Here is a 16,556-nt window from a genome sequence, read left to right on the forward strand (position 1 = left end):
ATTGGCCCAAGTCGCCGAAGTCGCCATACCGATCCGCAGGATCGAAGAGCTGCKCGTCAGCTGAAGGACGCCATCCAGTCCCAGACCTGCGCGGGCGCCTCGACCATCACGTTGTGCCCGTGCGAACCGAGGTCGCGCGCTTCGGCATCGAGCGAGCGGGTCTGCTCCAGCGTCACCATCGCATCGTCGCCTCCGCGCGCGAGATGAACGGGGCAGCGCGCGAGCGCCATCAGCTCCGATAGCGGCGGCTTGCCCACCGCGTTGGCGCGCGGGTCCATCGCAAGGCGCCAGCCGCCGTCGCCGTGTGCGATGCCCCGTGCGGCCACCGAAGCCGGTGCACCGGCCACCGCGGCGAGGCCCGACACCTTCAGGTATCGCTCGCGCGCTTCCTCTTCGGTGGCGAACAGCTTCGCGGGCTGAAGCGCCAGCGAGTCCAGGCGGCGCACTTCCTCGTCGCTCCACGCGATCTTGATGCCGGCCGCGAAGACGCGATGCGGCAGGAGGCCGAACCAGCCCGTGGCGAGCGCGAGGCCGATCACGCCGCCCAGCGAATGCCCGAGCACCACCAGGCGGCCCTCCGGTTGCAGATGCGGCAGCACGGCGCGCGCGACGCTCGCTGCATGCTGGCCTATGGCATAGGAGTCCTGCCTGCCGGAGCCGCCATGGCCGGGCAGGTCGAGCGTGAGCCAGCGGCCTTTCCAGCGAGTGCCGGCATCGGCGCACAAGGGCGACCACGCGGCGCCCGTCGCGCCCATTCCGTGCAGCAGGAGAAGCAGGTCCGGGCCTTCGCCGCCTTGTTCCGTGTACATGTCCGCCGTCTCCATCGGTCTTCGATGGATCGAGAATACCCGGACGCATCCGACGGGTGCCCTGGCCACCGGCGACGCAGGGGCCCGTCTCAGCCGGCGTCCACCAGTTCCCAGTGATTCGCCAGGTGCATGAGATGCGCCCGGGTGTACTCCGGCTTGCTCAGCGCGCCGTAGGCGAAGTGCGGTGCGAGCGCTGTGCCGTGCCGCTCGAAGCGGGCCAGCGCGGTCATCAGGTGGTCCACGGCGGCATCGAGCGGCTGGCTCGATGCGATGGCCGGCGCGCCGGGGATGGGCTCTTCGAGCCCGTGGCTCATCCGGCCGCGCGCCGAGAACACGGCGAACGCCATGCTGCCGAGCGAGGCGCGGAACCACGCGGGCTTGAGCTGGGGGAAGCCGTCCAGGGAGTATTCGACGCTCTGCGCGCTGTGGTGCAGCACCTGGGCCAGGTCCCAGCCGGAGCGGGTGCGCAGCGGCGTCGTGCGCAGGCGCTCGAGGGTGCGCATGGCGCGGGGCAGGTCGGAGAAATCGTCCATGGCGATGGTCTGGTCGGAGTGGGTGAGGACGTAGCCGGCGCCCGCGGCTGCGGCGCCGGCCAGCAGTACGCCGCCGGTCAGCAGGGTGCGCCGGGTGCGCGACGCACGGTTGTCGTCCTTGTTGTGGGTGTTCATGTGGTGCCGGATGGTAGGCACCGGGCCGCGCCGGAACTGTCAAATTTCCGACGATCTCCGTATTCAGGCGCTGCGCCCCGGCCACCTGTGGCGCGTGCCGCCCGAGCGGCGGTCGGCCTTCTCGGACACCGCGCCCAGCGCGCTCAGTTCCTTGCCGCGCAGCTCGAGGCGGCGCAGGCAAATGAGGAAGACGTCGAGGTGCTCTTCGTCGATGGCTTCAAGCAGGTCCATGTTGAGGCGCGCGATCCGCGGGAACACCGAATCACACAGCTCCCGGCCCGCGGCGCTCAGCCGCACATGGACCTCGCGGCCGTCGTCGGCATCGCGCCTGCGTTCCACCAGCTTCTTCTCGGCCAGGCTGCGCAGGCCGCGCGAGGTACGCACGCGGTCGAGCTGCAGGCGCTCGGCGAAGGCCGATGAAGTGATCTCGCCGATCTGCGCGAGCATGCCGATCATTCCCCACTCGCGGTGCGTGATGCCGAAGCCGCCTTCGACGAGGCGCGTCGCCATGCCGCTGCCCGGGCGCATGGCGCGGGAGAGGCGGTACAGGAGCAGGTCGTCCAGGGAGCGCGGCGAGCGCAGGGCCTGGGCATCGGGGAAAGCTTGCATTGGAAATCCGGACGCGAGGTCTTGGGGTGGCCGACCGACCTCGATGGTGGGTGATGGATTAGATCAATCGTTTGTTGATATTTATAAACTGCCGGGCAATGAATATTGCCGAAATGTCATTGAGATTCCCGGCATTTATCCATTGAACGTCCGCCAATTACGGAAAGTCAGCCGGTGCTCAGTATTCGCCGCTGCGCTTTTGCGAAGAGTCGGCATATCGCACCGCTATTCGCGCCGGATTGATCGCAATTTGGATATCGATCGATAGCAATAGCGGAATTGATGGACCCCAAGCCTTTTACAGCCGTCATTCAAAGAAGGACTCCCTTGCTCGATCTGAACGAAGTCGCCATGTTTGTCCAGGTGGCGCGCCTGGGCAGCTTCGCGGAAGCCGCGCGGCACCTGCGCATGCCCTCGGCCACGGTGAGCCGGCGCATCCAGCAGCTCGAGGCGCGCCTGGGCACCCGGCTGATGCAGCGCTCCACCCGCAAGCTCACGCTGACCAGCGCGGGTCAGACCTTCCACGAGCGCTGCGGCCCGGCGGTCGAGGAACTGATAGAGGCCGGGCAGTCGCACGTGGCGGTCCACAAGGAGCCCAGCGGCGCGATCCGGGTGGCGGCTTCGGCCAGCTTCTTCGAGTATTTCGACATGGGCTGGGTGTCGGCCTTCCTGGCCGCGCACCCGCTGGTGCAGATCGACTTCGTGCTCAGCGACCTGCCGGCCGACCTCATCGCCGACCGCGTCGACGTGGCGTTCCACATCGGGGCGCTCGAAGATTCGAGCTACGTGGCACGCCGGATATTCACGAGTTACGGCGGCCTCCTGGCCAGCCCCGCCTACATCGCGGCGAACGGCGCGCCGCGCGACCTGCGCGAACTGAGCGAGCACGAGTGCGTGACGCAGCCGCCGGCCACAGGCAGTTTCGCCACCTGGCGCCTGCAGGGGCCCGACGGCACCGAGGAAGACGTCCGTGTGCGCGGCCGCTTCAGCAGCAACACCCACGTGGCGCTGCGCGAGGCCGCCTGCGCCGGACTGGGCATCGTCGCCCTGCCGGCAATCCTGACCTCGGCCGAGCTGGCGTCGGGCCGGCTGGTGCCGGTGCTGCCCCAATACGTGCGGGCAGGTCGCGGCATGAGCGTGGTCTACCCGAGCCGCCAGCAGCGGCCGCTGGCGGTCACGGCGTTCGTGGACATGGCGGTCGAAAAACTCAGCCTGCAGGAATGGACGCCGCTCCCAGCCGAGACGATGAGCGAAAGCCGGTTGGAGCGGCCTCTGGATTCTTCGGCCTGCCGCTGAGCTACGGCGCGCAATTTTGATTGCTCTTTTTCGTCGATTGCGCTTGCACCACATGAGTGCAATTCGCCTTTGTTTGGTGCAATTCATTCGGACAAATCGTGTGGATTGCATCGAAAGCCGATCGGCTGAAACTCATTTTTTGCGCCAATGGAGTACGAAATATTTCGTAAATAATTGTCGCAGGGACTTTGGGCTGGCATGCAATTCGGCACTTCTGCATTGCGCGCCACGCAAAAAATTCATTCATTTTCATCATTCCCATATAGGGAAATGGATCTTTCAGGTTACGGCAAGGGGAACGGGTTGAATCCACGGTCGACGAGTGCAGCGAAACAACACGCGGGCCAACGGCTTTCGCGCCGAGCCAGAGGGTTCACGCTGATTGAATCTGCGGTCCTTCTGGCTTGCTTCGCCGTGGCCGCATCCGCCGTGCCGCCCCACTGCAGGAACGAGGTCCCGAGCGGACGACCGCTCGGTGGATCGGACGGCCTCGTGGCATCCCACGTCGGCATGCAGCGCTTCCACCGGGCCGCCGCCGGGGCGCTGGAACGCATCTTTGCGCCGCGCCCGCAAGGCTGGCGCGACACGGCCCCGATGAACTGACCGGGCATGGCCGCGGCGCAGAGGACACATCCATGCTGAGGCTAGGCGTGCACAAGCTGCCCATGGCGGAGGTCGTCCTGATCCACACGATCATGAGGCTCTCGGCGGGCCAGCCCGGCTTTGCCTGGCAGTTGGTCGATGCGCCGCCCTACGACGCGCTGCTGGTCGACGGCTCCTCGGCGGAGCATGAATATCCCGGGGCGGTCGGCAGCATGGCCGCGGCCGTGCTCAGGCTCACGCGCATGAACGCGGGCTGGCAGCCCGGCACCATGGAGCGGCCGATCCGCGCCGACAGGCTGCAGCAGTGGCTGCGCAGCATCGAGCAGGCGCTGCGCGAGGCGCAGTCCGGCGGCCTCACGCTGCACGAGCAGACGGCGCTGGAAGTAGAGGTGTCCGACGCGGAGCACTTCATGCTGCGCCGCTGGCCGCCGTCCATGCTGCTGCGCAACGACCTCGACAACATCCGCATGGCGAGCCTGCTGTCGCGCCGCGCGTTGAACGCGATCGAGCTGTCGGACATCAGCCAGCTGCCTTTCTCCCAGTGCGTGGCTTTCCTGCTCGAACTGCGCAAGGCCGGCGTGCTGGAGCTGCGCGTGGCGCCGGCCCTGCCGCCGGCCATGCCCCGCGGCGACAGGGCGCTGCGCAGCCGCGATCTGGCGCGCAGCTTCATCGATGGCATCCGCCGCCGGCTGGGCCTGCGCGTGCCATGAGGGAGCACAAGATCCTCGTCACTGGCACCGTGGGTGCCGGCAAGACGACGGCCATCGGCCTCGTGAGCGAGGTCGCGCCCATCGTGACCGACGTGCGCAATTCCGACGCGTCCATCGACAAGGCCCGCACCACCGTCGGGCTGGACTACGGCCAGCTCACGCTGGACAACGGCGACATCGTCCGCCTCTTCGGCACGCCGGGGCAGGCCCGCTTCGACTTTCTCTGGAAGATCCTCGCGAGGAACGCGCTGGGCCTCATCGTGCTGATGGACAACTCGCGGCCCGATCCGCTCGCCGACCTGTCCGTGTACCTGGACGCATTCGCCGAGCACCTGCGCACGCTGCCATGCGTCGTCGGCGTGGGGCGGATGCACTCCCATCCCGTGCCCACCCTCGACGACCATGCCGGGCGGCTCGCATCCACCGGCCGGGTGTTTCCCATTCTCGAAGTGGACGTGCGCCGCCGCAGCGACGTGCTTCTGCTGATCGACACGCTGCTCATGCAACTCGAAGCCGACATGCGGGGAGACGAAGAGTGAGTTCCATACACGGCCTGTCCAGGACGGCCACGGCGCATGCGCAGCGTGAAGTGCGCAGGCTGGTCGAAGAGCTGACCGGCGTGACCGCGGCGGTGGTCGCCACCGCGGACGGCTTCGACGTGGCCTCCGCCTGCGTCAGCGACGCGGACCCGGCGCGCGTGGCCGCCATGGGCAGCTCCATCGTGGCGATCGGCGACGTGGTCTCGCAGGAGGCCCGCCTCGGCCGCCGCGAGAGCGTGATGGTGCTCACGGACTCGGGCTTCGCGGTGTTCCACAGCGTGCATCGCCGCGACACCGATCTCGTGATCAACGTGCTGGCGCGAGACAGCGCCGTGCCCGCGATGGTGGCGTACCGCGCCGCCCAACTCGCCAGGACCCTCGCCGAGGTGTGACCACCGATTCCTCCCGCGCGCGTCTGCGTGGCGCGCGGGTCTCTTCCCGTACGCAGCAATTCCTTCTTTCAACTTCAACGATTTCCCTGGAGAAAAAATTGGCTTCCATCAAGCAGACGCTCGACGACATCCTCACCATCGACGGTGCCATGTGCGCTGCCGTCGTCGACTCGGGCAGCGGCATGATCCTCGGCAGCGAGGGGGCGGGCGTGGACATGGAGATCGCCGCGGCCGGCAACACGGAAGTGGTGCGCGCCAAGCTCAAGACCATGCGCGCGCTCGGCCTGAGCGACGTGATCGAGGACATGCTCATCACCCTCGGCAGGCAATACCACATCCTTCGGCCCTCGTCGGTGAAGGAGGGGCTCTTCCTCTACGTGGTGCTCGACAAGCAGCGCGCCAACCTCGCGCTGGCGCGCCGCAAGACGCAGGAAGTCGACAAGCTGATGGATTTCTGAGAAGAAACCGGCACACACAAGCGCCGTCAGAGGGAAAAAACGAAGTGCTGGATCTGAACGAAGTCGCGATGTTCGTGCAGATGGCGCGGCTGGGCAGCTTTGCCGGGGCCGCGCGGCATCTGCGCGTGCCTTCGGCCACCGTGAGCCGCCGCATCCGCCAGGTCGGGGCGCACCTCGGCACCCGGCTGCTGCAGCGCTCGACCCGCAAGCTGGCGCTGACCAGTGCGGGCCAGGCGTCCATGAACGGTGCATGCCGGCGGTGGAGGAACTCATCGGCGCCGGGCAGCGGCAGATCGCGGGCGGCCAAGAGCCGGGCGGGCCGGTGCGCGGGCTGCGCCGGCCCGCTTCTTCGATTTCTTCTCCATCGAATGGGTGAGCGGCTTTCTGGCCGCGCATCCGCGCGTGCGGCTGGATTTCGTTCTCGGCGACGCGGTACAGGCGGGCGGGGCGCGACCGGCGTGGACGCGATCGGCGCCAGCTTCCGGACAGGGGGGGCGGATCAGCCGATCACTTCAGGCCAGTCGGTGTGGAAGAACAGCCCTTCGGGCCTGTCCACGCGCTCGTACGTGTGGGCGCCGAAGAAGTCGCGCTGCGCCTGCAGCAGGTTCGCGGGCAGGCGCTCGGTTCGGTAGCTGTCGTAGTAGGCCAGCGACGCGCTGAAGGCCGGCACCGGGATTCCATTGCTCACGGCCAGCGCCACCACTTCGCGCCAGTTCTGCTGCGTGCGATTGAGCAGGTCCTTGAAGAACGGATCGAGCATCAGGTTGGCCAGCGCCGGGTCGGTGCGGAAGGCGTCGGTGATGCGGTTGAGGAAGCGGGCGCGGATGATGCAGCCGCCGCGCCAGATCGAGGCGATGCCGCCGAGGTCGAGGCCCCAGTTCTTCCTGTCGCCCATGGTCTTGATGAGGTCGAAGCCCTGCGTGTAGCTGATGACCTTCGAGGCGTAGAGCGCGTCGTGCACCTTGGCCACCAGCGCCTTCTTCTCCACCGGCAGTTCGATCTTCGGCCCCTGCAACTGCTTGCTGGCGGCCACGCGCGCCTTCTTCTGCGACGAGAGCACACGCGCTTCCACGGCGGCGTTGATGGTGCTGATGACCACCGCGTTCTCGGCGGCGTTGATCAGCGTCCACTGGCCCGTGCCCTTCTGGCCGGCCTTGTCGAGGATGACGTCGACGATCGGCTTGCCGGTTTCCGGGTCTTTCTGCTCCAGCGCCTTGGCGGTGATCTGGATCAGGTAGCTCTGCAGCTCGCCCTCGTTCCATTCGTTGAAGATGGCGGCCATCTCGTCGGTAGTGAAGCCGGCTGCCTTGAACAGGCTGTAGGCCTCGCAGATGAGCTGCATGTCGCCGTATTCGATGCCGTTGTGCACCATCTTCACGTAGTGGCCCGCGCCGCCGGGGCCGATGTGGATCACGCAGGGCTCGCCGTCCACCTTGGCCGCGATGCTCTCGAAGATGGGCTTCATCACCTCCCAGGTGGAAAGCGGGCCGCCCGGCATGATCGACGGGCCCTTGCGCGCGCCTTCCTCGCCGCCCGAGACGCCGGCGCCGATGAAGCGCAGGCCCTTGCTGCCGAGATACGCGTCGCGGCGCTCGGTGTCGGTGTAGAGGCTGTTGCCGCCGTCGATGACGATGTCGTCCTTGTCCAGCAGGGGAATGAGCTGCTCGATCACCTGGTCGACCGGCGCGCCGGCCTTCACCATGATCTGGATCTTGCGCGGCCTGGCCAGGCTCTGCACGAACTCCTCCAGCGTCTTCGCGTCGACCAGCTTCTTGCCGGGGTTGGCGGCGATGAAGGCCTCGGTGGTGGCCTCTGTACGGTTGTAGACGCTGACCTGGAAGCCGCGGCTTTCCACGTTCAGAACGAGGTTCTGGCCCATCACGGCCAGGCCGATCAGTCCGAAGTCGCTTTGCTTGTTGCTCATGGCCTGTGGTGTCCTTCCTTCGTGTGTGTGCAAGCGGGGCGGGCGCCCGGCGCACTGGTTTGGTTCGAGGACCATTGTGCCGATGCGGCGCCCGGCGGGGCGTCGGAGACGGTCTAAACCCGATTGGCAAGCGGGTCCGCCTTGGCTATGTTCATGTCCGCATGAGCCACGACGCCATCCTCCGCTGGTCCACCGACGCCGTGCCGCCCGCGCAGCGGCTGGACTATTGGGTGGGCGCGGTCTGCGAGGGCTTCCTGGAGATGGACGTGACCAGCCCCATGGCCGGCAGCTTCGGCGCCACGCTCGAATCTGCGCCGCTCGGGCCCATCGTGGTCAACCAGGTGCGCGGCAGCGCGCAGGACGTCTACCGCACCCGCCGGGCCATCGCCCACAGCCGCAACAACTACTTCTACCTGCTGTGCAAGGCCGACTCGGCCTGGGTGGCGGTGCAGGACGGCCGCTCGGCGCGGCTGCTGCCTGGTGACGCGGTGCTGGTCGATTCGCGCCGGCTCTATGAATTCCACCTGCTGCAGTCGGCCGACACCATCTCGCTGGAGTTGCCGACCGCCTGGGTCGACGCATGGATTCCCGACGCTGGCGACCAGGTGGCGCGGCGCATCGACGGGCATTCGGGCTGGGGCGGCGTGCTGTGCGGCTTCGTGCGGCAGCTGACGCCCGAGCTGGCGGCGAAGCCGCCGATGCCCGCCGAGCTGCTGAGCGACCAGCTCGGCGGCCTGCTTGCACTGGCCACCGGCAACGGCTTCGCGGACGCACCCGACAACTGCCGTGCCGCGCTGCGCCGCCGGGTGCTCGACGCCACGCGCGAGCGGCATGCCGAGTGCGGGCTCACGGCGGCGAGCGTGGCGCGCGGACTGGGTATCTCCGAGCGCAGCCTGCACCGCTGCCTGGCCGCCGGAGAAGGCGGCGCGGAAGGAGCCACCACCTTTGCCGCCGCGCTCGCTGGTTTCCGCATGGCGGCCGCGCGCCGCATGCTGGCCGATGCACGTTTCGACCGTCTGGGCATCGCCCAAATCGGGTATCGCGTGGGGCTGGCAGATGCCTCACACTTTGTTCGCCAATGCCGCGCGCACCTGGGCGCCACACCCGGCGAACTGCGGCGCCGGCGCTGAACTGGCGCGAACCGGCCATCCGCGTGGCGGGCATCGGCCATTCGCGGCATCGCCCCGTTCCTAAAGTCCCTCTTCATCGCAACAACGAAAGAGACCTCCCATGTCCGATACCTATGTCCTGATCCACGGCGCGTGGCACACCGGCGCCGAGATCGAAGCCGTCGCCGATGGCGTTCGAGCGGCCGGCCACACCGTGCACTGCCCCACGCTTGCGGGCAACAACCCCGGCGACGACCGCGCCGCCACCGGCCTGGAGGACGCCATCGCCTCGGCCGTGCGCTACATCGAGGAAAAGGACCTCACGCAGGTGCGCCTCGTCGGGCACAGCTATGGCGGCATGGTCATCTCGGGCGTGGCCGACCGCATTGCGCATCGACTCAAGCGGCTGGTGTACATCAACGCCTTCGTGCCGCTGGACGGCGAATCGCTCAACGACATGGTGCCGCCGCACTACGTGACGATGTTCGACGCCGTCGCCGCGGCCAGCGGCAACGCCGTGACGCTGCCCTTCGAGATCTGGCGCGAGGCCTTCATCAACGACGCCGACTTCGCGACCGCGCAGGCCGCCTACGAAAAGCTCAACCCCCATCCGTATCGCACTTTCACGGACAAGATCCGTCTGAGCCAGCCGCTGGCCGCGCTGGCGCTGGGCAAGTCGTACCTGAACTGCCAGCAGGACACCGCGATGCCGCACGGCATGCCGTGGCATCCGCGTCTGTCGGAGCGGCTGGGCCTTTTCAGGCTGGTGGAGTGCCCGGGCAGCCACGAGATGTTCTTCTCGAACCCCAAGCGCCTCGCGCAGGCCATCATCGAGGCCGGGCGCGACTGAGCCCGGAAGTTCAGCCGCTGCCGCCGAAGAGCGCGTCGTACACGCGGATCGACGCCCATGCGTCGTTCGCGGCGTATCTGATCTGCGCCTCGGTGAGCTGCCGGTTGGCCCAGTTCGAGGTGGTCGCCTTGCGCGACTTGACGAAGCGGCGGTCGAACACCAGCGCCACCGCCGCCTTCACGCCCACCGACCTGCGGTAGCCCCGGCGGCGGAATTCGTCGTCGATGTCGAACACCGCCTTCGGTTCGATGTTCAGGCGGTTGCGGATCAGCGTCAGGTCGCCCGAAAGGCCGAAGCCCACCTTGCGCAGTTCGGTGGAAGCGATCAGCGCGGCCACCACCGGGTTGCACTCGGTGCGGTGCAGCTGGAACAGCCAGGCCGTGTCGCGCGTGGCGAACTGCACCACGTGCGGGCCGCCCGACACCTCGTTCTTCGCGAAAGTGGGCTTGGATTCGGTGTCGAAGCCCGCGATGCCTGCCGCCAGCAGCGTGGCGGCGGCGCGCTCGGCCTCCTGCGGCGTGGAGACGACCACGATGTTCGCGGCGACCAGGCTTTCGAAGGGGTCGAGCAGCGCGATCTGTTCGCGCTCGGGCAGGGGCGGGAGCGCGGGGGTGTTGCGGCGCTCGTTCACCGGGCTGCTGCTTTCGTCGTCGGCTTCTTCTTTTTCACGGGTGCTTTCTTTGCAGCGGTTTTCTTTGCCGCTGTCTTTTTTGCTGCGGCCTTCCTTGTGGCCGGCGCTTTCTTCGGTTTTTTCGGCTTCGGCGGCTGGCCCGAGCGCAGCGCCGCCTCGTAGGCGAGCCGGCCCCAGCGGGCGGCTTCCTCGCGGTCCTCGAAGAGATCCGCGGGCGCGAGCCGATACGACATCGGCATCGCCTTGCCCTGGCGCATGTAGGTGAAGGGCTGCAGGTTCAGCCTGTCGAAGTGCGGGGCGCTTTCGGCGTCGGACTTCAGGTAGAGCGTCTCGTTGGCCACCAGCGCGATCATGCGGCCCTCGTGCCATACGCCATGGCCGCCGAACATGCGCTTCGTTTCGATGCGGCCCAGGCGCTCGAAGATCTCGTGCAGGCTTTGGACGAAGACGCTCATCGCAGTACCTTCGTGCTTCGCATTGCGGCGCGATCTTGCCTGGGGCGGCCCGGCGCGGCGCTCATGCGGTGATCTCGATGCGGTTGCCGTCCGGGTCGAGCACCACGCTCTCGTAGTAGCCGTCGCCAGTGCGGCGCGGGCCGTCGAGCAGCGGATAGCCGTCGGCCTTCAGGCGCCGGGTGAGCTCGTCCACCGCCGCGTCGGAGCCCACGCTGATCGCAAGGTGCGTCCAGCCCATGCGCTGCGCGCCAGCCTCGGCCGGCACGGGCGAGAGCGTGCTGGTGGTCATGGCCTCGATGCGCGCGCCGTCGCCCAGGCTCAGGAAGCAGGAGGCGAAGCCCTTGGCCGGATTCACGTAACCCGCACCGGCGGTGGCGCCGAAGTAGTCGACGTAGAAGCGCTTGCAGCGCTCGAGATCGGTGGTCCAGAGTGCGATGTGGTCAATGCGCATGTGGCAGCGAAAGATGGGATGGCGGCCGTTCAGCCGATGCGCCACGGCGGGCGCGATGGCGACCAATGGTAGGCGATGCGCTCGCGTCCGCTGGTGGGGTGGCGGTCGGCCGCGCCGCGCTCCAGCCCGTAGCGCTCGTAGAAGCGCTGCGCCGACGTGTTGGTGGCCGCCACGTGCAGCCGCCAGCCGGAGGGAATGCGCACGCAGGCCTCGTCGAGCAATGCCTTGCCCAGGCCCTGGTTGCGCAGATGAGGCTCGACGAAAAGCTGGGCCACGTACTCGCGCTGAGCCAGCAGCACCATGAAGGCCAGCACCTGGGCTTCGCGCTCGGCCAGTACCACCTCGGCGGGAGGGCCGAACTCGGTGTGCACGCGATGCAGCCAGTGGGCGATGGGTTCGACGTGCGCAGCGTCGCGGTTGGCCGCGATCCACGCGCGACGCCAGATGCCCGCCAGCACCATGCCTTCCTCGGCGCCGCCTTCGCGCGATCGCAGGTGGAAAGCCGGAATCTGGGCGGCGGGCATGATGCGTTTCATGATACGGCGCGGGGCCGCCGCAGTCGATGAGGCAGTACGCTAGGCCCGCAGGGTCTGCGCGTGATGCGCGATGTGGTCCGCCATGAAGCTCTGGATGAAGTAGTAGCCGTGGTCGTAGCCCGCGTGTCGGCGCAGCGTGAGCGGCTGGCCGGCGGCAAAGCAGGCGGCCTCGAAGACCTCGGGATGCAACTGCTCGGCCAGGAATTTGTCGTCCAGGCCCTGGTCGATGAGGATGCCCTGCGGATAGGGCGCCGTCACCTGCGACTTCATGAGTGCGCTGGCATCGTGCGCCAGCCATTGCGCGCGGTCGGCGCCGGGCTCGCCCAGGTAGCCCGCGAAGGCCTTCTCGCCCCATGGGCATTGCGTGGGCGCGCAGATAGGCGCGAAGGCCGACAGCGACCTGAAGCGCCCCGGATGCCGCAGCGCCAGCGTGAGCGCGCCGTGCCCGCCCATCGAGTGGCCGAAGATGCCGATGCGCTCGCCGTCGATGGGGAAGTGCCTGGCGACCAGCGGCAGCAGCTCGTGCACGATCCAGCTTTCCATGCGCCAGTGCGTGGCCCAGGGCTCCGCGAGCGCGTCGAGATAGAAGCCGGCGCCGATGCCGAAGTCCCAGTTGTCCCTGGCGCCCGGAATGGCTTCCGCCTCCGGGCCGCGCGGGCTGGTGTCGGGCGCGATCAGCGCGATGCCCAGGCTGGCCGCCATGCGCTGCGCGCCGGCCTTGATGGGGAAGGTTTCCTCGTTGCAGGTCAGCCCCGCAAGGTAGAGCAGGGCCGGCACGCGTTCGTGCGCGACCTGTGGCGGCAGGTAGACCGAGAAGCGCATCGGCAGGCCGATCTCGAGCGAGCGGTGTTCGACGAAGCGCTGCAGGCCGCCGAAGGCGCGGTGCTCGGAAAGGGGCTTGGGGGTGTTGTCGGTCATTGCGGATTCTTGTCGTTGTCGCGCAGCGCGGGCACGAGTTCGAGCACGGCGTCGGCGAAGGTACGCGGCGCTTCCTGCGGCAGGTTGTGGCCGGCGCCGGGCACGAGCCGGTGCGAGCGCGGGCCGCCGAAGCGGTGCGCATGGGCGGAGGCATCGGCGGGCGGACGCACGCCATCGTCGATGCCGTCGAAGGTGATGGCGGGCACGTTGATCGTGGGCTGGGCCGCGAGGCGGCGCTCGATGTCGGCATAGGCCGGGTCGCCAGCCACCAGGCCGAAGCGGTGGCGGTACGACTGGATCACCACGTCCACGAAGTCGGGATGGTCGAAGGCGGCGGCGCTGCGCTCGAAGGTGGCGTCGTCGAACTTCCAGGTGGGCGACCAGAGCTTCCACAGCAGCTTCGTGAGCGCCTTGCGGTCCTTCTGGAGACCGGCGCGCCCGCGCTCGCTGTGGAAGTAGTACTGGTACCAGAGGCTGTGCTCGTTGTCCGGCGTGTCGGGTTCCATCGCCTTCGCGATGTTCTGGATGTTGTAGCTGTTGAGGGACACCAGCCCCGCGCAGCGCCGCGGCCACAGCGCCGCGATCACGCAAGCCGCGCGGCCGCCCCAGTCGTAGCCGGCCAGTACGGCGCGCTCGATCTTGAGCGCGTCGAGCAGCGCGAGCAGGTCGGCACCCAGCGCAGCCTGCTCGCCCGAGCGCGGTGTCGCGTCGCTCAGGAAGCGCGTGGCACCGTACCCGCGCAGGTACGGCACGATCACCCGGCAGCCGGCCTCGGCCAGCATGGGCGCGACTTCGGCATAGGTGTGGATGTCGTACGGAAAGCCGTGCATCAGCAGCACCGGCGGGCCGTCGGCGGGGCCGGCCTCGTAATAGGCGACTTCGAGGACGCCCGCCTCGATCTTGCGCAAGGGCTCCATGCGGTTCATGGCGGGCATCTCCTGGCGTCAGTAGATGACCACGCCGCGGATGGACTCACCGCGCTTCATCAAGTCGAAACCCTTGTTGATGTCTTCCAGCGGCATCGTGTGCGTGATCAGGCTGTCGATGTCGATCTTGCCTTCCATGTACCAGTCCACGATCTTCGGCACGTCGGTGCGCCCGCGCGCGCCGCCGAAGGCCGAGCCTTCCCACTTGCGGCCGGTGACCAGCTGGAACGGCCGCGTGCTGATCTCCGCACCCGCTTCGGCCACGCCGATGATGATGCTGCGGCCCCAGCCCTTGTGCGTGCACTCCAGCGCCTGGCGCATCACCTTGGTGTTGCCGATGCACTCGAAGCTGTAGTCGGCGCCGCCGTCGGTCAGCTGCACGATCGCGTCAACGATGTTCTCGTGGTCCTTCGGGTTCAGGAAGTGCGTCATGCCGAACTTGCGGGCCATGGCCTCGCGCTCGGGGTTCAGGTCGATGCCGATGATCTTGTCGGCGCCCACCATCTTCGCGCCCTGGATCACGTTCAGCCCGATGCCGCCGAGGCCGAACACCACCACGTTGGCGCCGGCTTCCACCTTGGCGGTGAAGATCACCGCACCGATGCCGGTGGTCACGCCGCAGCCGATGTAGCAGACCTTGTCGAAGGGCGCGTCCTCGCGGATCTTCGCCAGCGAGATCTCGGGCGCGACGGTGTAGTTGCTGAAGGTCGACGTGCCCATGTAGTGGGCGATGGGCTTGCCGTCGAGGCTGAAGCGGCTGGTGCCGTCGGGCATCWGGCCCTTGCCCTGSGTGCCGCGGATGAGCTGGCACAGGTTGGTCTTGCGGCTCAGGCAGAACTTGCACTGGCGGCATTCGGGCGTGTACAGCGGAATGACGTGATCGCCCTTCTTCAGCGTGGTGACGCCGGGGCCGACGTCCACCACGATGCCCGCGCCTTCATGGCCCAGGATGGCGGGGAAGATGCCCTCGGGGTCGGCGCCCGAGAGCGTGTAGTAGTCGGTGTGGCAGATGCCGGTGGCCTTGATCTCGACGAGCACTTCGCCGAACTTCGGGCCTTCCAGGTCCACGGTTTCGATGGTGAGCGGGGCGCCGGATTTCCAGGCGACGGCGGCTTTGGTCTTCATGGTGTTCGATCTCGGAAGCGGGGGATGGGAGAGGATTCTCAGGCAGGGCCAGCAGGGAAGATACCCGACATGCCGATGAACCCAGGCAGGTGGCGGAAATCCCAGACCCAGTTTCGCAGCGCCGGAAACTCGTCGAGCGCGATGCCGCCTTCGCCCGCCAGCGCCACGTAGGGAAAGCAGGCGAGGTCGGCAATGGTCGCATCGGGGCCCGACGCGAGCCAGCGCAGGCCTTCGGCGGCGCGTTCGGCAAGGTGGTCGTCGAGCACGCGGAACACGGCGCGCGCGCCGGCGCGGCAGGCGTCGATGTCGAGGTGGTGATAGCCCAGCGCGTCGTGCAGCCGCGCGGCCGAGGCGGTGCGGGTGATCTCGTCGGCGGTGGCGAGCCACTGGGCGACTTCGCCGCGCAGCCTCGCGTCGGCGGGATACCAGCGGCCCCGCGGGTCGTGGCGGCTTGCGAGGTAGACCAGGATCGCCTGAGCGTCGCGCAGCACGAAGCCGTCGTCGTCGATCACCGGGAGCTGGCCCAGCGGGTTGATGTTGGCGAGGAAGGCTGCGGACTTGTGCTCGCGGCCGGGAAAGAAATCGACCGGCACCGACTGGTACGCAACGCCGAGCCAGGCCAGCATCTGCCGCACCTTGAAGCAGTTGCCCGAGAGCGGGTAGTCGTAGAGCTTCAGCATCGTCGTCATGCCGCGGCCCTCACGCCGAAGCGCATGCCGCGCTCGCGCAGCCATCGCCGGTAGGTGACGGAGGAGGTGTCGCCGCGCGTGGGCGTCTCGGCGCGGCCTTCCAGCGGCATGCGCTTGAAGGCGTGGTTCTCCAGGATGGGTTTGTCCTGCCCGAAGATGGTGTGCTGGAAGGCGATGAGCTCGGCGTCGGTGGAATGGTCGTCGTAGCAGGCCAGCAGGGTGTGGGCGATCACGTGTTCCTCGTCGACGGGCTGCAGGAAGATGCCGATCGCGTCGAGCGCGCCCGCGCGGAAGCTGCTCTTGTAGAGCATGGCCGAGAAGGGCTGCATCACGCGGTACTTGTAGAGCACCTCGCTGCCCGACGAATCGTGCGCGGCGGAAGCGCGCGGCTGCCAGAAGCGGCAGTCGGTGGCCCAGATCTCGCCGGTGGCGGGCTCGACCTGCACCTGGTACTGCGCCACCTCGGTGTGCGGCACCTTGCCGAGGTAGTCGGCGTGCACGAAGGGAAAGTGCGCCATGTCGAGGAAGTTCTCGATCACGCGCAGGCCCGACACCGCGACACCGATGCCGCCGCAGTCGACGCGGCGGCGGCCGGGCTCGCCGTATTCGGGAAAGTCGAACAGCGGGCGGGCGGGGCGGCCGCTGGGGCAGACCCAGAGATAGCCGTAGCTGGATTGCACGGCGAGCGGGGTGTCGCCGAGGCAGCAGCGGGGCGTGCCGTCGGCATCGGTGGAAAGCCGCACGGTTTCGCCGAGCAGGCGTGTGTCGCGCGAGGCCGATGGAGCCGGCGCCGGGCCGACGACCAGCCAGTCGTCGAGCATGTTGGGGTCGTCGGTGACGAAGGGCATGGTTTCTCTT

Annotated in this window: 20 protein-coding genes and 1 pseudogene; 8 read left to right on the forward strand and 13 right to left on the reverse strand. The window is 68.0% G+C overall.

Annotated features, from left to right (window positions below):
* Nucleotides 1-56: 56 nt before the first annotated feature.
* The 3 genes from QMO14_RS15105 to QMO14_RS15115 all read right to left on the reverse strand — a co-directional run bounded on the left by QMO14_RS15105 (nucleotide 57) and on the right by QMO14_RS15115 (nucleotide 2,086).
* Nucleotides 57-809 carry an alpha/beta fold hydrolase gene (locus QMO14_RS15105; protein WP_301508027.1) on the reverse strand — a complete coding sequence of 251 codons (753 nt, stop codon included), beginning with the start codon at nucleotides 807-809 and terminating at the stop codon, nucleotides 57-59.
* Between the two features lie 89 nt (nucleotides 810-898).
* Complete coding sequence (locus QMO14_RS15110) at nucleotides 899-1,477, reverse strand: DUF1569 domain-containing protein (protein ID WP_301508028.1); 579 nt, start codon at nucleotides 1,475-1,477, stop codon at nucleotides 899-901.
* A gap of 63 nt (nucleotides 1,478-1,540) precedes the next feature.
* Nucleotides 1,541-2,086 (reverse strand): MarR family winged helix-turn-helix transcriptional regulator, encoded by a 546-nt coding sequence (locus QMO14_RS15115; protein ID WP_301508029.1) that lies wholly within the window; start codon nucleotides 2,084-2,086, stop codon nucleotides 1,541-1,543.
* A gap of 327 nt (nucleotides 2,087-2,413) precedes the next feature.
* Here QMO14_RS15115 and QMO14_RS15120 point away from each other — a divergent pair, with 327 nt between their 5' ends.
* The 6 genes and pseudogenes from QMO14_RS15120 to QMO14_RS15145 all read left to right on the forward strand — a co-directional run.
* The gene (locus tag QMO14_RS15120) at nucleotides 2,414-3,382 is read left to right on the forward strand and encodes a LysR family transcriptional regulator (RefSeq protein WP_301508031.1); all 969 of its coding nucleotides are present in this window, start codon (nucleotides 2,414-2,416) and stop codon (nucleotides 3,380-3,382) included.
* Nucleotides 3,383-4,017: 635 nt separating this feature from the next.
* Nucleotides 4,018-4,695, forward strand: coding sequence for a hypothetical protein (locus QMO14_RS15125; protein WP_301508032.1), 678 nt, complete (start codon nucleotides 4,018-4,020; stop codon nucleotides 4,693-4,695).
* Nucleotides 4,692-5,234: an ATP/GTP-binding protein gene (locus QMO14_RS15130; RefSeq protein WP_301508033.1), complete on the forward strand. Its 543-nt coding sequence runs from the start codon at nucleotides 4,692-4,694 to the stop codon at nucleotides 5,232-5,234. Before QMO14_RS15125 ends, QMO14_RS15130 begins: the two co-directional genes overlap by 4 nt.
* The gene (locus tag QMO14_RS15135) at nucleotides 5,231-5,626 is read left to right on the forward strand and encodes a roadblock/LC7 domain-containing protein (RefSeq protein WP_301508034.1); all 396 of its coding nucleotides are present in this window, start codon (nucleotides 5,231-5,233) and stop codon (nucleotides 5,624-5,626) included. Before QMO14_RS15130 ends, QMO14_RS15135 begins: the two co-directional genes overlap by 4 nt.
* 98 nt (nucleotides 5,627-5,724) lie before the next feature.
* Nucleotides 5,725-6,084, forward strand: coding sequence for a hypothetical protein (locus tag QMO14_RS15140; RefSeq protein WP_301508035.1), 360 nt, complete (start codon nucleotides 5,725-5,727; stop codon nucleotides 6,082-6,084).
* A 44-nt stretch (nucleotides 6,085-6,128) separates the two neighbouring features.
* Nucleotides 6,129-6,516 (forward strand): annotated as a pseudogene (locus QMO14_RS15145) (LysR family transcriptional regulator); the annotation flags it as partial.
* Nucleotides 6,517-6,583: 67 nt separating this feature from the next.
* Here QMO14_RS15145 and gnd read toward each other — a convergent pair.
* Entirely contained in the window at nucleotides 6,584-8,008 is a 1,425-nt protein-coding gene (gnd, locus tag QMO14_RS15150; protein ID WP_301508036.1) for a decarboxylating NADP(+)-dependent phosphogluconate dehydrogenase, read from the reverse strand.
* Between the two features lie 161 nt (nucleotides 8,009-8,169).
* On the opposite strand from gnd, the gene QMO14_RS15155 reads away from it, so the two are divergent.
* Nucleotides 8,170-9,138, forward strand: coding sequence for a helix-turn-helix domain-containing protein (locus tag QMO14_RS15155; RefSeq protein ID WP_301508037.1), 969 nt, complete (start codon nucleotides 8,170-8,172; stop codon nucleotides 9,136-9,138).
* A gap of 100 nt (nucleotides 9,139-9,238) precedes the next feature.
* Nucleotides 9,239-9,967: an alpha/beta fold hydrolase gene (locus QMO14_RS15160; RefSeq protein ID WP_301508039.1), complete on the forward strand. Its 729-nt coding sequence runs from the start codon at nucleotides 9,239-9,241 to the stop codon at nucleotides 9,965-9,967.
* A 10-nt stretch (nucleotides 9,968-9,977) separates the two neighbouring features.
* On the opposite strand, the gene QMO14_RS15165 is transcribed toward QMO14_RS15160, so the two are convergent.
* The 9 genes from QMO14_RS15165 to QMO14_RS15205 form a co-directional block, all read right to left on the reverse strand.
* The gene (locus tag QMO14_RS15165; protein ID WP_301508040.1) at nucleotides 9,978-10,598 is read right to left on the reverse strand and encodes a 3'-5' exonuclease; all 621 of its coding nucleotides are present in this window, start codon (nucleotides 10,596-10,598) and stop codon (nucleotides 9,978-9,980) included.
* The gene (locus QMO14_RS15170) at nucleotides 10,595-11,053 is read right to left on the reverse strand and encodes a TfoX/Sxy family protein (RefSeq protein ID WP_301508041.1); all 459 of its coding nucleotides are present in this window, start codon (nucleotides 11,051-11,053) and stop codon (nucleotides 10,595-10,597) included. Before QMO14_RS15170 ends, QMO14_RS15165 begins: the two co-directional genes overlap by 4 nt.
* 61 nt (nucleotides 11,054-11,114) lie before the next feature.
* The gene (locus tag QMO14_RS15175) at nucleotides 11,115-11,504 is read right to left on the reverse strand and encodes a VOC family protein (RefSeq protein WP_301508043.1); all 390 of its coding nucleotides are present in this window, start codon (nucleotides 11,502-11,504) and stop codon (nucleotides 11,115-11,117) included.
* A 29-nt stretch (nucleotides 11,505-11,533) separates the two neighbouring features.
* Nucleotides 11,534-12,028 carry an N-acetyltransferase gene (locus QMO14_RS15180; protein ID WP_301508044.1) on the reverse strand — a complete coding sequence of 165 codons (495 nt, stop codon included), beginning with the start codon at nucleotides 12,026-12,028 and terminating at the stop codon, nucleotides 11,534-11,536.
* A 51-nt stretch (nucleotides 12,029-12,079) separates the two neighbouring features.
* Nucleotides 12,080-12,958, reverse strand: a complete 879-nt coding sequence (fghA, locus tag QMO14_RS15185) for an S-formylglutathione hydrolase (RefSeq protein WP_301508045.1) — start codon at nucleotides 12,956-12,958, stop codon at nucleotides 12,080-12,082.
* Nucleotides 12,955-13,884, reverse strand: coding sequence for an alpha/beta fold hydrolase (locus tag QMO14_RS15190; RefSeq protein ID WP_301508046.1), 930 nt, complete (start codon nucleotides 13,882-13,884; stop codon nucleotides 12,955-12,957). Before QMO14_RS15190 ends, fghA begins: the two co-directional genes overlap by 4 nt.
* 18 nt (nucleotides 13,885-13,902) lie before the next feature.
* Nucleotides 13,903-15,009 (reverse strand): S-(hydroxymethyl)glutathione dehydrogenase/class III alcohol dehydrogenase, encoded by a 1,107-nt coding sequence (locus tag QMO14_RS15195; protein ID WP_301508049.1) that lies wholly within the window; start codon nucleotides 15,007-15,009, stop codon nucleotides 13,903-13,905.
* A gap of 38 nt (nucleotides 15,010-15,047) precedes the next feature.
* Nucleotides 15,048-15,698, reverse strand: coding sequence for a glutathione S-transferase family protein (locus QMO14_RS15200; RefSeq protein WP_301508050.1), 651 nt, complete (start codon nucleotides 15,696-15,698; stop codon nucleotides 15,048-15,050).
* Entirely contained in the window at nucleotides 15,695-16,546 is an 852-nt protein-coding gene (locus tag QMO14_RS15205) for an aromatic ring-hydroxylating dioxygenase subunit alpha (protein ID WP_301508051.1), read from the reverse strand. The genes QMO14_RS15200 and QMO14_RS15205 overlap by 4 nt, the downstream gene beginning before the upstream one ends.
* Nucleotides 16,547-16,556: the final 10 nt, after the last annotated feature.

This window comes from Variovorax sp. CAN15 (genome assembly GCF_030462475.1).
Classification (GTDB): domain Bacteria; phylum Pseudomonadota; class Gammaproteobacteria; order Burkholderiales; family Burkholderiaceae_C; genus Variovorax.

Excerpts from the sequence above, each read along its gene's own strand:
- QMO14_RS15105 (WP_301508027.1), bottom strand. The coding sequence starts at position 809 with ATGTACACGGAACAAGGCGGCGAAGGCCCGGACCTGCTTCTCCTGCTG.
- QMO14_RS15110 (WP_301508028.1), bottom strand. The coding sequence starts at position 1,477 with ATGAACACCCACAACAAGGACGACAACCGTGCGTCGCGCACCCGGCGC.
- QMO14_RS15115 (WP_301508029.1), bottom strand. The coding sequence starts at position 2,086 with ATGCAAGCTTTCCCCGATGCCCAGGCCCTGCGCTCGCCGCGCTCCCTG.
- QMO14_RS15125 (WP_301508032.1), top strand. The coding sequence starts at position 4,018 with ATGCTGAGGCTAGGCGTGCACAAGCTGCCCATGGCGGAGGTCGTCCTG.
- QMO14_RS15130 (WP_301508033.1), top strand. The coding sequence starts at position 4,692 with ATGAGGGAGCACAAGATCCTCGTCACTGGCACCGTGGGTGCCGGCAAG.
- gnd (WP_301508036.1), bottom strand. The coding sequence starts at position 8,008 with ATGAGCAACAAGCAAAGCGACTTCGGACTGATCGGCCTGGCCGTGATG.
- QMO14_RS15155 (WP_301508037.1), top strand. The coding sequence starts at position 8,170 with ATGAGCCACGACGCCATCCTCCGCTGGTCCACCGACGCCGTGCCGCCC.
- QMO14_RS15160 (WP_301508039.1), top strand. The coding sequence starts at position 9,239 with ATGTCCGATACCTATGTCCTGATCCACGGCGCGTGGCACACCGGCGCC.
- QMO14_RS15170 (WP_301508041.1), bottom strand. The coding sequence starts at position 11,053 with ATGAGCGTCTTCGTCCAAAGCCTGCACGAGATCTTCGAGCGCCTGGGC.
- QMO14_RS15175 (WP_301508043.1), bottom strand. The coding sequence starts at position 11,504 with ATGCGCATTGACCACATCGCACTCTGGACCACCGATCTCGAGCGCTGC.
- QMO14_RS15180 (WP_301508044.1), bottom strand. The coding sequence starts at position 12,028 with ATGCCCGCCGCCCAGATTCCGGCTTTCCACCTGCGATCGCGCGAAGGC.
- fghA (WP_301508045.1), bottom strand. The coding sequence starts at position 12,958 with ATGACCGACAACACCCCCAAGCCCCTTTCCGAGCACCGCGCCTTCGGC.
- QMO14_RS15190 (WP_301508046.1), bottom strand. The coding sequence starts at position 13,884 with ATGAACCGCATGGAGCCCTTGCGCAAGATCGAGGCGGGCGTCCTCGAA.
- QMO14_RS15200 (WP_301508050.1), bottom strand. The coding sequence starts at position 15,698 with ATGACGACGATGCTGAAGCTCTACGACTACCCGCTCTCGGGCAACTGC.
- QMO14_RS15205 (WP_301508051.1), bottom strand. The coding sequence starts at position 16,546 with ATGCCCTTCGTCACCGACGACCCCAACATGCTCGACGACTGGCTGGTC.